16 protein-coding genes are annotated in these 13,471 nt (G+C 61.0%); 9 read left to right on the top strand and 7 right to left on the bottom strand.

What is annotated here, in order from left to right; genetic code table 11:
- Nucleotides 1-115: 115 nt before the first annotated feature.
- On the top strand, nt 116-1,210 hold the full coding sequence (gene zapE / locus B9A31_RS14020; RefSeq protein ID WP_016713542.1) for a cell division protein ZapE: 1,095 nt from the start codon (nt 116-118) through the stop codon (nt 1,208-1,210).
- 33 nt (nt 1,211-1,243) lie between these two features.
- Here zapE and B9A31_RS14015 read toward each other — a convergent pair whose 3' ends face one another.
- Both B9A31_RS14015 and B9A31_RS14010 read right to left on the bottom strand, forming a co-directional pair.
- A complete protein-coding gene (locus B9A31_RS14015) occupies nt 1,244-2,164 on the bottom strand; it encodes a GlxA family transcriptional regulator (RefSeq protein WP_174244705.1) in 921 nt (306 codons plus the stop codon).
- Between the two features lie 212 nt (nt 2,165-2,376).
- Nucleotides 2,377-3,417, bottom strand: a complete 1,041-nt coding sequence (locus B9A31_RS14010) for an NADP(H)-dependent aldo-keto reductase (RefSeq protein WP_084297074.1) — start codon at nt 3,415-3,417, stop codon at nt 2,377-2,379.
- Between the two features lie 257 nt (nt 3,418-3,674).
- On the opposite strand from B9A31_RS14010, the gene rplM reads away from it, so the two are divergent.
- From rplM to B9A31_RS13975, 7 genes are all read left to right on the top strand, one after another.
- The gene (gene rplM, locus B9A31_RS14005) at nt 3,675-4,103 is read left to right on the top strand and encodes a 50S ribosomal protein L13 (RefSeq protein WP_003251819.1); all 429 of its coding nucleotides are present in this window, start codon (nt 3,675-3,677) and stop codon (nt 4,101-4,103) included.
- A gap of 14 nt (nt 4,104-4,117) precedes the next feature.
- Complete coding sequence (rpsI, locus tag B9A31_RS14000) at nt 4,118-4,510, top strand: 30S ribosomal protein S9 (protein ID WP_003260797.1); 393 nt, start codon at nt 4,118-4,120, stop codon at nt 4,508-4,510.
- Nucleotides 4,511-4,772: 262 nt separating this feature from the next.
- A complete protein-coding gene (petA, locus tag B9A31_RS13995; protein ID WP_003251823.1) occupies nt 4,773-5,366 on the top strand; it encodes a ubiquinol-cytochrome c reductase iron-sulfur subunit in 594 nt (197 codons plus the stop codon).
- Entirely contained in the window at nt 5,366-6,577 is a 1,212-nt protein-coding gene (locus tag B9A31_RS13990; RefSeq protein WP_003251825.1) for a cytochrome b, read from the top strand. The genes petA and B9A31_RS13990 overlap by 1 nt, the downstream gene beginning before the upstream one ends.
- Nucleotides 6,577-7,356, top strand: a complete 780-nt coding sequence (locus B9A31_RS13985) for a cytochrome c1 (RefSeq protein WP_019098043.1) — start codon at nt 6,577-6,579, stop codon at nt 7,354-7,356. Before B9A31_RS13990 ends, B9A31_RS13985 begins: the two co-directional genes overlap by 1 nt.
- 119 nt (nt 7,357-7,475) lie before the next feature.
- The gene (locus B9A31_RS13980; protein ID WP_016713546.1) at nt 7,476-8,099 is read left to right on the top strand and encodes a glutathione S-transferase N-terminal domain-containing protein; all 624 of its coding nucleotides are present in this window, start codon (nt 7,476-7,478) and stop codon (nt 8,097-8,099) included.
- Nucleotides 8,100-8,109: 10 nt separating this feature from the next.
- On the top strand, nt 8,110-8,538 hold the full coding sequence (locus B9A31_RS13975; RefSeq protein WP_016713547.1) for a ClpXP protease specificity-enhancing factor: 429 nt from the start codon (nt 8,110-8,112) through the stop codon (nt 8,536-8,538).
- Nucleotides 8,539-8,588: 50 nt separating this feature from the next.
- On the opposite strand, the gene B9A31_RS13970 is transcribed toward B9A31_RS13975, so the two are convergent.
- From B9A31_RS13970 to B9A31_RS13950, 5 genes are all read right to left on the bottom strand, one after another.
- Nucleotides 8,589-8,807: a YgdI/YgdR family lipoprotein gene (locus B9A31_RS13970; RefSeq protein WP_016488976.1), complete on the bottom strand. Its 219-nt coding sequence runs from the start codon at nt 8,805-8,807 to the stop codon at nt 8,589-8,591.
- Nucleotides 8,808-8,938: 131 nt separating this feature from the next.
- Nucleotides 8,939-9,517, bottom strand: coding sequence for a BON domain-containing protein (locus B9A31_RS13965; RefSeq protein WP_019098044.1), 579 nt, complete (start codon nt 9,515-9,517; stop codon nt 8,939-8,941).
- Entirely contained in the window at nt 9,514-10,107 is a 594-nt protein-coding gene (locus B9A31_RS13960) for a phosphoheptose isomerase (RefSeq protein WP_016713550.1), read from the bottom strand. The genes B9A31_RS13965 and B9A31_RS13960 overlap by 4 nt, the downstream gene beginning before the upstream one ends.
- Nucleotides 10,108-10,193: 86 nt before the next feature.
- Nucleotides 10,194-10,565: a YraN family protein gene (locus tag B9A31_RS13955; RefSeq protein WP_019098045.1), complete on the bottom strand. Its 372-nt coding sequence runs from the start codon at nt 10,563-10,565 to the stop codon at nt 10,194-10,196.
- Nucleotides 10,565-12,382: a penicillin-binding protein activator gene (locus B9A31_RS13950; RefSeq protein ID WP_025753958.1), complete on the bottom strand. Its 1,818-nt coding sequence runs from the start codon at nt 12,380-12,382 to the stop codon at nt 10,565-10,567. Before B9A31_RS13950 ends, B9A31_RS13955 begins: the two co-directional genes overlap by 1 nt.
- Nucleotides 12,383-12,568: 186 nt before the next feature.
- On the opposite strand from B9A31_RS13950, the gene rsmI reads away from it, so the two are divergent.
- Entirely contained in the window at nt 12,569-13,444 is an 876-nt protein-coding gene (rsmI, locus tag B9A31_RS13945; RefSeq protein WP_016713554.1) for a 16S rRNA (cytidine(1402)-2'-O)-methyltransferase, read from the top strand.
- Nucleotides 13,445-13,471: the final 27 nt, after the last annotated feature.

The raw sequence follows: 13,471 nt of genomic DNA, 5'->3' as shown, positions 1-13,471 counted from the left end.
GTGCCATCCAGCACTTAGTTGGTCTGGATGAGGCATATTGACGCAAGTCTCATTGCCATTAAGCGGGCCTGTCGCTACAGTGACGGCCCGTTTTTTGTTGCCTCGCTAACGAATCATGACTCCCTTAGAACGCTATCAAGCAGATCTGAAACGTCCCGACTTCTTCCATGACGCGGCGCAGGAAACTGCGGTGCGTCACCTGCAGCGCCTGTACGACGACCTGGTGCACGCGCAGAACAACAAGCCGGGCGTGTTCGGCAAGCTGTTCGGCAAGAAGGAGCAGGCCCCGGTCAAGGGCCTGTACTTCTGGGGTGGGGTAGGGCGAGGCAAGACCTATCTGGTCGATACCTTCTACGAAGCGCTGCCGTTCAAGCAGAAGATGCGTACGCACTTCCACCGCTTCATGAAGCGTGTGCACGAGGAAATGAAAACCCTCAAGGGCGAGAAGAACCCGCTGACCATCATTGCCAAGCGCTTCAGCGAAGAAGCCAAGGTAATTTGCTTCGACGAATTCTTCGTGTCGGACATTACCGACGCCATGATCCTCGGCACCTTGATGGAAGAGCTGTTCAAGAATGGCGTGTCGCTGGTGGCTACCTCCAACATCGTGCCGGACGGCCTGTACAAGGACGGCCTGCAACGTGCGCGCTTCCTGCCGGCCATCGCCATGATCAAGCAGTACACCGACGTGGTGAACGTCGACAGCGGCGTCGACTACCGCCTGCGTCACCTGGAGCAGGCCGAGCTGTTCCACTTCCCGCTCAACGATGCGGCTCACCAGAGCATGCGCGCCAGCTTCAAGGCACTGACGCCTGAATGCACCCAGGCGGTCGAGAACGACGTGTTGATGATCGAGAACCGCCCGATCAATGCGCTGCGTACTTGCGATGACGTTGCCTGGTTTGACTTCCGCGCCCTGTGCGACGGGCCGCGTAGCCAGAACGACTACATCGAGCTGGGCAAGATTTTCCATGCCGTGCTGCTGAGCAACGTGGAGCAGATGGGCGTGACCACCGACGACATCGCCCGCCGTTTCATCAACATGGTGGACGAGTTCTACGACCGTAACGTCAAGCTGATCATTTCGGCCGAGGTCGAGCTGAAGGACCTGTATACCGGTGGGCGTCTGAGCTTCGAGTTCCAGCGCACCCTGAGCCGGTTGCTGGAGATGCAGTCGCACGAATTCCTGTCGCGCGCGCACAAGCCATAAGATTGCTGGGGCCGCAACGCGGCCCCATTGGTCTCAAGCCTCTTGCATGAACTGCTGCCGGTATTGGTTCGGCGACAACTCGGTGTGCTGACGGAACAGCCGCGCAAAGAAACTGGCATCGTCATAACCGACCTCATAGCTGATGGTCTTGATGCTCTTGCGTGTACTCGACAACAACCCCTTGGCTGTCTCGATCCGTAGCCGTTGCAGGTAGTGCAGCGGCTTGTCGCCCGTCGCGCCCTGGAAGCGGCGCATGAAGTTGCGGATGCTCATGCCGTGGTTGCGGGCCACATCCTCGAAGCGGAACTTGTCGGCGAAGTGCTCTTCAAGCCAGTGCTGGATCTGCAGGATGATCAGGTCCTGGTGCAGCTTCTGCCCGCCAAAGCCCATACGCCCCGGGGTGTAGTTGCGCTGCACTTCGTAGAGGATGTCGCGGGCCACGGCGCGGGCCACGTTGGCGCCGCAGAAGCGTTCGATCAGGTAGATGTACAGGTCGCAGGCCGAGGTAGCCCCGCCCGCGCAATAGATATTGTCTGCGTCAGTCAGGTGCTTGTCCTGGTTCAGGCGGACCTTCGGAAAGCGCTCGGCAAAGCTGTTGAAGAAGCGCCAGTAGGTGGTCGCCTCCTTGCCATCGAGCAGGCCGGACTCGGCCAGCCAGAACACACCACTGGCCTCGGCGCACAGCACCGCGCCGCGCGCATGCTGGTCACGCAGCCACGGTAGCACCTGTGGGTAGTGTTGCAGCAGGTTGTCGAAGTCGTCCCAGTAGGCCGGGAGGATGATCACATCGGCGTCGTCCAGGCCACCGTCGACCGGTAGCTGCACATTGCTGAAACTGTCCACAGGCTGGCCGTCGGGGCTCACCAGGCGGATTTCGAACATGGGCTGCAGGCCCAGGCCCAGCTGCTTGCTGTAGCGCAGGCTGGCGAGGTGGAAGAAATCCTTGGCTTGCATCAAGGTCGAAGCGAACACCTTGTCAATGGCCAGGATGCTGACGCGCCGCAGCGACGCGGAGGGTTGGGTAAACATCATTGTCATTGTTCTTATAGGGTAGAGTGGTCAATCACCGGCTGGATCGTCTTATTTTTTGGCGATGGTGTCTACCCCGGTACACTGCACGCCCTCTGCGCGGGGTTACGCGCGAAGAGGGCGTTACAGGATTGCGCTCAAGGCGCAGGGTTGGGCTGCTGCTGGTGAATCGCCTCGATCCCTGCCAGCAACTCGTCGCTCAGGCTCAACTCAACGCTGGCCAGGTTGCTCTCCAGTTGCTCGAGGCTGGTCGCGCCAATGATGTTGCTGGTCACGAAAGGCTGCCGGGTCACGAACGCCAGGGCCATCTGTGCCGGGTCCAGCCCATGCTCGCGGGCCAGTTGCACGTAGCGGCTGCAGGCCGCCACGGTCTGCGGGTTGGAGTAGCGGGCAAAGCGGCTGAAGAGGGTCAGGCGGGCATTTTCCGGCCGTGCACCGTTCTCGTATTTGCCCGAGAGCATGCCGAAGGCCAGCGGCGAGTAGGCCAGCAGGCCGCACTGCTCACGGATGGCCACTTCCGCCAGGCCTACCTCGAAGCTGCGGTTGAGCAGGTTGTAAGGGTTCTGGATCGATACCGCCCGTGGCCAGTCACGGCTTTCGGCCAGTTGCAGGAACTTCATGGTGCCCCACGGTGTTTCGTTGGACAGGCCGACGTGGCGGATCTTGCCCGCACGCACCTGTTCGTCGAGTACTTCGAGGGTTTCTTCCAGCGGGGTGAAGTGGTCCTGTGGCAGGTGCTGGTAGCCCAGCTTGCCGAAGAAGTTGGTGCTGCGCTCCGGCCAGTGCAACTGGTACAAGTCGATGCGGTCGGTCTGCAGGCGCTTCAGGCTCTCGTCCAGTGCTGCGACGATGTGCTGACGGTTGTGTTTGAGCTGGCCGTCGCGAATGTGGCTGATGCCGTTGCCGGGGCCTGCGACCTTGCTGGCCAGCACCCAGTCGTCACGGTCGCCTTGCTCACGGAACCAGTTGCCGATGATGCGCTCGGTGGCTGCGTAGGTTTCCGGGCGGGGCGGCACCGGGTACATCTCGGCGGTGTCGATGAAGTTGACCCCGGCGGCCTTGGCCCGGGCGATCTGTTCGAAGGCTTCGGCCTGAACGTTCTGTTCGCCCCAGGTCATGGTGCCCAGGCACAGGGCGCTGACGTTGAGGTCGGTACGGCCAAGCTGGCGGTATTCCATCGGGTAGACACTCCTTGGCAAAGAAGCCCATCAAAGCAGGTTGAAATTTTTCGCGCAATCTGGATAATTCGGCCCCTCTCCGTGTGGCGGAAGTGATGCACCTCCACGCAGGAAGAACCCCGTCGAACATTGGCGTGCCCGACCCGAGCCCCCAAAAGCGTCAGCGTTCGGCTGCGCGCTTGCCCTTGGCAAGCTGTGCACTATCCAGTAAGATTCGCCGTCTATTTTTCGCTGGGCGGCCTCTGAGGCTTTAGAGAATGAAAACTTTTACTGCTAAACCGGAAACAGTAAAGCGCGAGTGGTTCGTAGTTGACGCCGCTGGCCAGACCCTGGGTCGTCTGGCTACCGAAATCGCTACCCGTCTGCGTGGCAAACACAAACCAGAATACACCCCTCACGTTGACACCGGCGACTACATCGTCGTTATCAACGCCGAGCAGGTTCGTGTGACTGGTGCCAAGTCTTCCGACAAAATGTACTACTCCCACTCCGGTTTCCCGGGCGGTATCAAGGAAATCAACTTCGAGAAGTTGATCGCCAAGGCCCCAGAGCGTGTTATCGAAACCGCGGTCAAAGGCATGCTGCCTAAGAACCCGCTGGGTCGCGACATGTACCGCAAGCTGAAAGTGTACGCGGGTGCTGCTCACCCACACACTGCTCAGCAGCCTCAAGAACTGAAGATCTAACGGGAAGGTTCATTATGTCGGCGACTCAAAACTACGGCACTGGCCGTCGCAAGACCGCAACCGCTCGCGTATTCCTGCGTCCGGGTACTGGTAACATTTCCATCAACAACCGTTCTCTGGACGTGTTCTTCGGTCGCGAAACCGCTCGCATGGTTGTTCGCCAGCCACTCGAGCTGACCGAAACCGTTGAGAAGTTCGACATCTACGTCACCGTTTCCGGTGGTGGTGTCAGCGGTCAGGCCGGTGCGATCCGTCACGGTATCACCCGCGCTCTGATGGAATACGACGAAACCCTGCGTGGCGCTCTGCGTCGTGCTGGCTACGTCACCCGCGATGCTCGTGAAGTCGAGCGTAAGAAAGTGGGTCTGCGTAAAGCGCGTAAGCGTCCTCAGTACTCCAAGCGTTAATACCGCTTCGGCAGTCGAGAAAAGCCCGGTTCCTTGGAACCGGGCTTTTTTTTTGGCTTGAACTAACCTGTCAGCATGTCGGTGGCCGCTTGTCGCATAGACGCAGATCAAGCAAAACGCGGGTTGTCGCCTCTTGCGGGGTAATCACCTTGTCAGTGTGTGGATTTGTTTCTTACCATGGCGGCCAATTTTTAGTGCCATTGACACAACCTAAGTACAAGCCTGGTTCAACAGGCCAAGCAAGCTGATGGGAGAGGACTGAATGAGCAATGACGGCGTCAACGCAGGCCGGCGCCGCTTCCTCGTAGCCGCGACATCCGTGGTCGGGGCAGCGGGAGCAGTGGGGGCTGCGGTACCGTTCGTGGGGTCATGGTTTCCCAGTGCCAAGGCGAAAGCCGCAGGTGCACCGGTGAAGGTCAATATCGCCAAGGTCGAGGCCGGGCAGCAGATGGTGGCCGAGTGGCGTGGCCAGCCGGTGTTTATTGTGCGGCGAACGGAGGAAATCCTCGGTAACCTGAAAAAAATCACCGGCGACCTGTCTGATCCAGAATCCAAGGCCTCTGTGCAGCCGGCCTACGTCGACCCTGAGGTTCGCTCGATCAAGCCGGAAATCCTCATTCTCGTCGGCCTGTGCACGCACCTGGGTTGTTCGCCCACCTTCCGCCCGGAAGTGGCGCCTGCTGATCTCGGTCCAAAGTGGGTAGGTGGCTACTTCTGCCCGTGCCACGGCTCCCACTACGACCTCGCTGGCCGCGTCTACAAGTCGCAGCCGGCACCTCTCAACCTGCCAGTGCCACCGCACTCTTACGAGTCGGACGAGATCATCGTCATCGGCGTCGACCAGGAGAACGCATGATGAGCAAGTTCATGGACTGGATTGATGCTCGCTTCCCCGCCACCAAGATGTGGGAAGACCACCTGAGCAAGTATTACGCGCCCAAGAACTTCAACTTCCTGTACTTCTTCGGCTCCCTGGCGCTGCTGGTGCTGGTCAACCAGATCGTCACCGGCGTATGGCTGACCATGAGCTTTACGCCCTCGGCGGAAGAGGCATTCGCCTCGGTCGAGTACATCATGCGTGACGTGGAATACGGCTGGATCCTGCGTTATTTGCACTCCACCGGTGCGTCGGCGTTCTTCATCGTGGTCTATCTGCACATGTTCCGTGGCCTGCTGTACGGCTCCTACCAGAAGCCACGCGAACTGGTCTGGCTGTTCGGTATGCTGATCTACCTGGCGCTGATGGCTGAAGCTTTCATGGGCTACCTGCTGCCGTGGGGGCAGATGTCCTACTGGGGTGCCCAGGTGATCATCTCGCTGTTTGGCGCCATTCCGGTGATTGGCGACGACCTCACTCAGTGGATCCGTGGCGACTACCTCATCTCGGGTATCACCCTGAACCGCTTCTTCGCCCTGCACGTGGTCGCACTGCCCATCGTCATCCTCGGCCTGGTAGTGCTGCACATCCTCGCCCTGCACGAAGTGGGTTCGAACAACCCCGATGGCGTCGACATCAAGAAGAAAAAGGACGAAAACGGCATTCCGCTGGACGGCATTCCGTTCCACCCGTACTACACCGTCAAGGACATTGTCGGCGTGGTGGTGTTCCTGTTCGTGTTCTGTGCCGTGGTGTTCTTCTTCCCTGAAATGGGCGGTTACTTCCTGGAGAAACCGAACTTCGAGCAGGCCAATGCCTTCAAGACGCCTGAACACATTGCGCCTGTGTGGTACTTCACACCGTTCTACGCCATTTTGCGTGCGGTGCCTGACAAGCTGATGGGCGTCATCGCCATGGGGGCGGCCATCGCCGTGCTGTTCGTACTGCCCTGGCTCGACCGCAGCCCGGTGCGTTCCATGCGTTACAAGGGCTGGATCAGCAAGGTCTTCCTGCTGGTGTTCTGCGTGGCCTTCGTCATTCTCGGCGTGCTGGGCGTACTGGCGCCGACACCTGGGCGCACCTTGCTGTCGCAGGTATGCACGGTGTTGTACTTCGCCTACTTCCTGCTGATGCCGTTCTACACAAGGCTCGAGAAGACCAAACCGGTTCCGGAAAGGGTGACTGGCTGATGAAAAAGTTGATTGCAGTATGTTTGCTGGCAGTGATGCCTGCCTTTTCCTTCGCTGCCGAACACGGCCTGGAGCTGGACAAGGTCGATATCGACCTGACCGACAAGGCCGCCATGCAGGACGGTGCGCGCACCTTTGCCAACTATTGCATGGGTTGCCACAGTGCCAAGTTCCAGCGTTACGAGCGTGTGGCCGATGACCTCGGTATCCCTCACGAACTGATGCTGGAGAAACTGGTGTTCACCGGTGCCAAGATTGGTGACCACATGCAGATCGGCATGAAGCCCAGTGACGCCAAGACCTGGTTTGGCGCCGCGCCGCCCGACCTGACGTTGGTGGCTCGGGTGCGCGGTACCGACTGGCTGTACACCTACCTGCGTAGCTTCTATGAGGACCCGTCGCGGCCTTACGGGGTGAACAACAAGGTGTTCCCGAACGTCGGCATGCCCAACGTGCTGGTCGGCCTGCAAGGCAATCAGGTGATTGGTTGCAAGCAGGTGCAGACCGTAACCGATGGCAAGAAGCAGTTCGACCCATTGACCGGTAGCCCGATCACCCATGAAGCCTGCGACCAGCTGACCATTACGCCGAAATCCGGTACCCTGACGACCGAGCAGTTCGACGAGAAGGTCAAGAACCTGGTGACCTTCCTGGCCTATTCGGCCAACCCGGTCAAACTGGAAAGCCAGCGCATCGGTACCTATGTGTTGCTGTACCTGGCTTTCTTCTTCGTATTCGCCTACTTGCTCAAGCGTGAATACTGGAAGGACGTGCACTGATCACGCAGTAGTTTCTGGTTGTTGAACGCGCCCGGGGTGCCCCCAGCAGAAATGCCGGGGGCGTCCCGGGCGCGTTTTCATTTACAGTTGCACAAGCATCCCGTGCGAGGAGCCGCTACATGGGCGCAACCAACAGGTTAGCCTGCTATTCCGATCCCGCTGATCACTATTCTCATCGGGTACGCCTGGTGTTGGCCGAGAAGGGCGTCACCGTACAGGTCATCGATGTCGACCCCGCCCGCCTGCCGCCCAAGCTGGTCGAAGTGAACCCTTACGGCAGTGTGCCGACCCTGGTCGACCGTGACCTGGCGTTGTATGAGTCGACCGTGGTGATGGAATACCTGGAGGAGCGTTACCCGCACCCGCCGCTGATGCCGGTATACCCGGTTGCGCGCGGCAACAGCCGCTTGCTGATGCACCGCATTCAGCGCGACTGGTGTGCCCTGGCCGATACCGTGCTCGATTCACGCAGCAGTGAGGCTGCCAGAACCGAAGCGCGCAAGGCCTTGCGCGAAAGCCTGACCGGCGTTTCGCCGCTGTTCAATGAATTCGCCTGTTTCATGAGCGATGAGCAAAGCCTGGTCGATTGCTGTCTACTGCCCATACTCTGGCGTTTGCCGGTGTTGGGTATCGAGTTGCCGCGGCAAGCCAAGCCGCTGCTGGATTACATGGAGCGTCAGTTCGCTCGCGAGCCTTTCCAGGCGAGCCTGTCCTCCGTAGAACGTGAAATGCGCAAGCTTTAAGGAGCCGTTGATGAACTCCAGTCGCCCCTATCTGGTTCGAGCACTGTACGAGTGGATCGTCGACAACGATTGCACGCCCCATATGCTGGTCAATGCCGAATTCCCGAAAGTTCAGGTGCCGGATGGTTTCGCCAGTGATGGCCAGATTGTCCTGAATATCTCGCCAAGTGCCGTGCGCCACCTGCACATGGACAATGAAGCGGTCAGCTTCGAGGGCCGTTTCAGTGGAGTGGCCCACTCGCTGTTTGTGCCGGTTGGCGCCATTCTGGGCATCTATGCCCGCGAAAATGGCCAGGGCATGGTCTTTGAGCTGGAGTCGCCAATGGATGGCGACGAGCTGGAAGACGATGACGTGCAGCCGGACGACGACGGGCCGCCAGAGGGAGGTGGGCAGCCGCCACGCCCAAGTGGCCGACCGAGCCTGAAAGTGGTCAAGTAACAAAAAAGGCGATCCAACCGGATCGCCTTTTTCTTTGTTGCAACGCGGGATTACAGGTCGCTGATGGTGCGTACCTGGTCCTTGTTGATGCGGGTGCGCTTGCCATCGAGTTGCTGGAACTCGTAGAAGCCGGCGTCGCGGTCGTACTTCGGTGCGTCGACAGCCTGGATTTCACGGCCATCGTTGAGGGTGATCAGGCTAGGGGTTGAGCAGCCGGCCAGGGTGGCGAAGGTGCCGATCAGCAGGGCAGGCAGCAGAAGCTTTTTCATGCGGTGTTTCCCGGGTTTCTTGAAGGTGGGGCATTGATGTTGTCTGTGCCGGCCTCTTCGCGGCTAAAGCCGCTCCTACAGAGGTACGCGATACCTGTAGGAGCGGCTTTAGCCGCGAAGAGGCCAGTGTGTCAGTCGATGTACTCGAACAGCTTGACGATCTTCTGCACGCCCGACACACCCTGTACCACGGCAGTGGCCGAGTTGGCCTCCTGCTGGGTTACCAGGCCGAGCAAATAGACGATACCGTTCTCGGTAATCACCTTGATGCGCGAGCTGGGCACGGCATTGTCAGTCAGCATCTGGGTCTTGATCTTGGTGGTCAGCCAGGCGTCGTTGTTGCGTGCCAGGATGGAGGAGGGTTGCATCACCTGCAGTTCGTTGTGCACTTTCTTGACCCGCTGCACCTGGCTGGCGGTTTGCTCGGCAAGGCTCTTGAGGTCGGCGCGCGGGGTTTGCCCGGCCAGCAGGACGATGCCGTTGTAGCTGCTGACAACGATGTGCGAGCCTTTGTCCAGGTCAGGGCTGGCCTTGGAAATGTTCACCGCGGCCTTGGTCTCGATCAGCGAGTCGTCGATCTTGCTGCCGATGGTGCGCGTGCCGCGATCGTCCTCGATCGGCGAATTGCGTGTAGAGGTCAGTACCGAGCTGCAACCGGTGACGCTCAGGCACAGGGTCAGGGCCATCAGGCCGAGGCGCATTGGGGTCATTCTTCACTCCCGAACAGTTGGCTGTCGATCAGGTCGCACAGGCAGTGGATCGCCAGCAGGTGGACTTCCTGGATGCGCGCGGTAACGGCGGAAGGTACGCGGATTTCCACGTCCTCGGGCAGCAGCAGCGAAGCCATGCCGCCGCCGTCGCGGCCAGTCAATGCTACGACAATCATTTCGCGGTCATGTGCGGCCTGGATCGCCTGGATCACGTTGGCCGAGTTGCCGCTGGTGGAGATCGCCAGCAGAACGTCGCCGGGCTGGCCCAGGGCGCGGATCTGCTTGGAAAAGACTTCGTTGTAGCTGTAGTCGTTGGCGATCGAGGTCAGGGTCGAGCTGTCGGTGGTCAGCGCGATGGCAGGCAGGCTCGGGCGTTCGCGTTCGAAGCGGTTGAGCAGCTCGGAGGAAAAGTGCTGGGCATCGCCAGCCGATCCGCCGTTGCCGCAGGCGAGCATCTTGCCCTCGTTGAGCAGCGCATTGACCATGACCAGGCTGGCCTGCTCGATGTGCGGTGCCAGGATGTCCATTGCCTGTTGCTTGGTATCGATGCTGGCCTGGAACAGCCGGCGAATTCGGGATTGCATGTCCATCTGGTGACCTTAAGTAGGGCGGTGGCCTTTGCTACGCGCAACAACGACCGGCCCGCGATACATAGAGCAAAAAAAACGAAGTGGGTTCAGCATTCGAAGGCGTTTTTCAGCCATTGAAGCGGTCTGCCTGCATGGTGGCTGCCCTGCAGGGCGACTACGTCGAAGCGGCAGGGGTGGTTGCCCCAATGGGGCTCCTTCTGCAGGAACAGGGTGGCGGCAAGCACCAGCCGTTTCTGCTTGCGCCCGTCGATACTGTCGAGGGCGCCTCCGAAGCCCGCGTGCAACCGGTAGCGGACTTCGACGAATACTACTGTATCGGCGTCAAGCATGACCAGATCAAGCTCACCGCCTTTGCATCGCCAGTTGCGCGCCAGCAGCTGCAGACCTTGCCCCTGAAGGTACTCAAGGGCCTGGTTTTCTGCCGCTTGCCCGGCGCGAGTTGGTGATGCTGCGGCCATCAACGCGCGGTGTCAGGCAGGCGCTTGATCTGGCCGCCGGCAAATTCGGCCCATGGCAGCTGGCGCTCGACGCGTTGGTTGGCGTTGATGCTCAGGCTGCCCGAAAGGCCCATGACGCGGTTGTCCGGCAGTGCTTTCAGTTGGCCCAGGCGCGGCGCCAGGCTGTAGGCATCGACGCCCATGGCATACAGGCGGCCCAGGCTGCCAGCGGCTTGCGGCCACTGTTGCACGACTTGCTGGCGCAGGCTGTTGCTGGTGTCGAGCAACCACGGCGTTTCGCAGAAGCGAATGCCGTTCATGTCATTGTACTGGTTGACGTCGCCGCTGGCGCTGTACAGGTTCGAGGTAGCGTAGACAGGCACGTCACCGGCGTACTGGAAGTTCAGGGTCGGCTTGATCTGCTGTGCCTGCTGTGGGGTCGAGGCGAGGAAGATGAAGTCGATGTCCTGACGGCGCGACGGTTGTGCTGCGATGCTACCGCCTACCGTGCTTTGCAGGCTCTTGGCGCGGCCCTCGCTCTGGCGCAGCTGGAACAGGTCGGCAATTTGCTGGGCCAGGGCGACGGGTTGGGCGATGCGCTCGGCGGCGAGCAGGGTGCCGCCATTGCCTTCCCAGTCCTGGCGGAAGGCGGCCAGTACGCGGTCACCCCACTCGCCACTCGGCACCAGGGCCACGGCCCGAACCATGCCGTCTGCGCGTGCGCGGCGGGCAACTTCGCGGGCCTCGTCTTCGGCAGCCAGGCCGAACTGGAACAGCTGCGGCGGCGCCTTCTGACCGGCGTCTGCGTAGTTCAGGGCCAAGGTGGTAATGGGTAACTGAGGTTTGGCGGCCATTTGCTTCACCAGCGGTTTTTCCAGCGGGCCGATGACCAGTTGCACGCCAGCGGCCTGGGCCTGTCGATAGAAATCATCGAGCGAGCCGATGCGCGAGCTGTCGAACACCTGCACTGCAGGCGCTGGCTGGCCGGCCTGCTGGGCCTGGAAGTGGGCGGCCATGAAGCCGTCGCGCAACGCGCGGGCAACACCGGCCAGCGGGCCTTCCTGCGGCAGCAGCAGGGCAATTTTGGTCAGCGGCTGGCTGGCCAGTTCCTTGAGCTTGGTCAGTGCCTGCGGCAGTTGCAGGGCTGCCGGGTGGTCCGGGTGCTGTTTGACCCAGGCTTCGATAGCCGCTTGCTGCTGCTCCAGGGTGCCGGCGCTTTTCACGGCGAAGGCCAGGCTGGTCCAGCCGCTCAGCATCTGGTCGTTGGCCGGCTGCTGCAGTTGCTCTGCCGGCAGCGAGGCGACCAGTGCCCAAATGGCATCGTTGTTGGCACTGGCGGCCTGGCCGCTGAGCAGCGGAGCCAGCAGTACGCGCTGTTGCGCAGCAGCCAGGGCCTGGCCGTCGGCTTCGAGGGCGGCGGCGTGCACGCTGTAGGTGCGTGCTTGCTGCTCAGCCGGAAGCTCGGCGACGCGCTGCAGGCTAGGGTGAGCCAGTGCTGTCAGGGCGGCCTTGGGTTGGTTGCGGCTCATGGCCAGTTCGGCAGCGAGGGTGCTGGCGAACACTTGCTGGGCCGGCTTGAGCGTGTCCAGCGGCACTTGCTCGAGGATGCGTGCGGCGCGTGGGAAATCCTTCTGCTTGTAGGCCAGGTCGGCTGCGCTCAGGCGCAGCAGGGCGGCGTCTTCCGCAGACTTGCTGGAAGCGGCCTTTTCGAGCAGTTGCTCGATGCTGGCATCCGGGGTGCGTGGCAGTTCGCCCAGGCTGGATGAGGGCGAGCTAGCGCAGGCCGCCAGCAGGGCAGCGAGGCAGAGGGCTGTGAGCAGCCGCAGGCAAGCGATCATGTAAAGGTCCTGTTACTCGATCAAGTTGGCCGGCAATTGTACCCAAGCACTGGCCGGGGCGCGATGTCGCCGTGTCGATCCTTCACTATAGGTGGCCTGTCGCCGGTCGCTGGTGAAGTTCTTTGCGCCCTGTTGCAGGCGCTCGGGCTACAATGGCGCCTTTGATCCGAATGACAGGTGTGCGCAGTGACTGATGTGGCAGGGGCTTCGAAATCCACGGTGGGGACGCTGTATGTGGTGGCAACCCCTATCGGCAACCTCGATGACATGAGCGCCCGGGCGTTGAAGGTGCTGGCGGACGTGGCGCTGATCGCCGCCGAGGACACCCGCCATTCGGTCCGGCTGTTGCAGCACTTTGGCATCGACACGCCACTGGCGGCCTGTCATGAGCACAACGAGCGCGACGAAGGCGGGCGTTTCCTCACCAAGCTGCTGGCTGGCGAGAACGTGGCATTGGTCTCTGATGCCGGCACGCCGCTGATTTCTGACCCCGGCTACCACTTGGTGCGCCAGGCGCGGGCCGCTGGGGTGAATGTGGTACCGGTGCCGGGTGCCTGTGCTTTGATCGCTGCGCTGTCGGCGGCCGGCTTGCCGTCGGACCGCTTCATCTTCGAAGGTTTCCTGCCAGCCAAGCAGGCGGGGCGCCGGGCACGCCTGGAGCAGGTAAAGGAAGAACCGCGCACGCTGATCTTCTATGAAGCCCCGCACCGAATCCTGGAGTGCCTTGAAGACATGGAGGCGGTTTTTGGTGGTGACCGCCCGGCATTGCTGGCGCGCGAACTGACCAAGACGTTCGAGACCCTCAAGGGCCTGCCGCTGGCTGAGTTGCGTGCCTTCGTGGCTGGCGACAGCAACCAGCAGCGCGGTGAGTGCGTGGTACTGGTAGGTGGGTGGAGTGCGCCGGAGGGCGAGCAGGCCATCAGTGCCGAGGCCCAGCGGGTGCTCGACCTGTTGTTGGCCGAGTTACCGCTGAAGCGGGCGGCTGCACTTGCGGCTGAAATTACCGGGGTGCGCAAGAACCTGTTGTATCAACTTGCCCTTGAAAAGCAGAAAGCCGAATAGTGGCAAATTGATATAAATGCCGGTATT

The organism is Pseudomonas sp. URIL14HWK12:I5 (genome assembly GCF_900176445.1).
GTDB classification, from domain to species: Bacteria; Pseudomonadota; Gammaproteobacteria; order Pseudomonadales; family Pseudomonadaceae; genus Aquipseudomonas; species Aquipseudomonas monteilii.
Note: the sequence above shows the minus strand (reverse complement) of the source record. Positions and strands in the feature narration are given on the sequence as shown.

Excerpts from the sequence above, each read along its gene's own strand:
- zapE (WP_016713542.1), top strand. The coding sequence starts at position 116 with ATGACTCCCTTAGAACGCTATCAAGCAGATCTGAAACGTCCCGACTTC.
- B9A31_RS14015 (WP_174244705.1), bottom strand. The coding sequence starts at position 2,164 with ATGCAAGCCAAGGATTTCTTCCACCTCGCCAGCCTGCGCTACAGCAAG.
- B9A31_RS14010 (WP_084297074.1), bottom strand. The coding sequence starts at position 3,417 with ATGGAATACCGCCAGCTTGGCCGTACCGACCTCAACGTCAGCGCCCTG.
- rplM (WP_003251819.1), top strand. The coding sequence starts at position 3,675 with ATGAAAACTTTTACTGCTAAACCGGAAACAGTAAAGCGCGAGTGGTTC.
- rpsI (WP_003260797.1), top strand. The coding sequence starts at position 4,118 with ATGTCGGCGACTCAAAACTACGGCACTGGCCGTCGCAAGACCGCAACC.
- petA (WP_003251823.1), top strand. The coding sequence starts at position 4,773 with ATGAGCAATGACGGCGTCAACGCAGGCCGGCGCCGCTTCCTCGTAGCC.
- B9A31_RS13990 (WP_003251825.1), top strand. The coding sequence starts at position 5,366 with ATGAGCAAGTTCATGGACTGGATTGATGCTCGCTTCCCCGCCACCAAG.
- B9A31_RS13985 (WP_019098043.1), top strand. The coding sequence starts at position 6,577 with ATGAAAAAGTTGATTGCAGTATGTTTGCTGGCAGTGATGCCTGCCTTT.
- B9A31_RS13980 (WP_016713546.1), top strand. The coding sequence starts at position 7,476 with ATGGGCGCAACCAACAGGTTAGCCTGCTATTCCGATCCCGCTGATCAC.
- B9A31_RS13975 (WP_016713547.1), top strand. The coding sequence starts at position 8,110 with ATGAACTCCAGTCGCCCCTATCTGGTTCGAGCACTGTACGAGTGGATC.
- B9A31_RS13970 (WP_016488976.1), bottom strand. The coding sequence starts at position 8,807 with ATGAAAAAGCTTCTGCTGCCTGCCCTGCTGATCGGCACCTTCGCCACC.
- B9A31_RS13965 (WP_019098044.1), bottom strand. The coding sequence starts at position 9,517 with ATGACCCCAATGCGCCTCGGCCTGATGGCCCTGACCCTGTGCCTGAGC.
- B9A31_RS13960 (WP_016713550.1), bottom strand. The coding sequence starts at position 10,107 with ATGGACATGCAATCCCGAATTCGCCGGCTGTTCCAGGCCAGCATCGAT.
- B9A31_RS13955 (WP_019098045.1), bottom strand. The coding sequence starts at position 10,565 with ATGGCCGCAGCATCACCAACTCGCGCCGGGCAAGCGGCAGAAAACCAG.
- B9A31_RS13950 (WP_025753958.1), bottom strand. The coding sequence starts at position 12,382 with ATGATCGCTTGCCTGCGGCTGCTCACAGCCCTCTGCCTCGCTGCCCTG.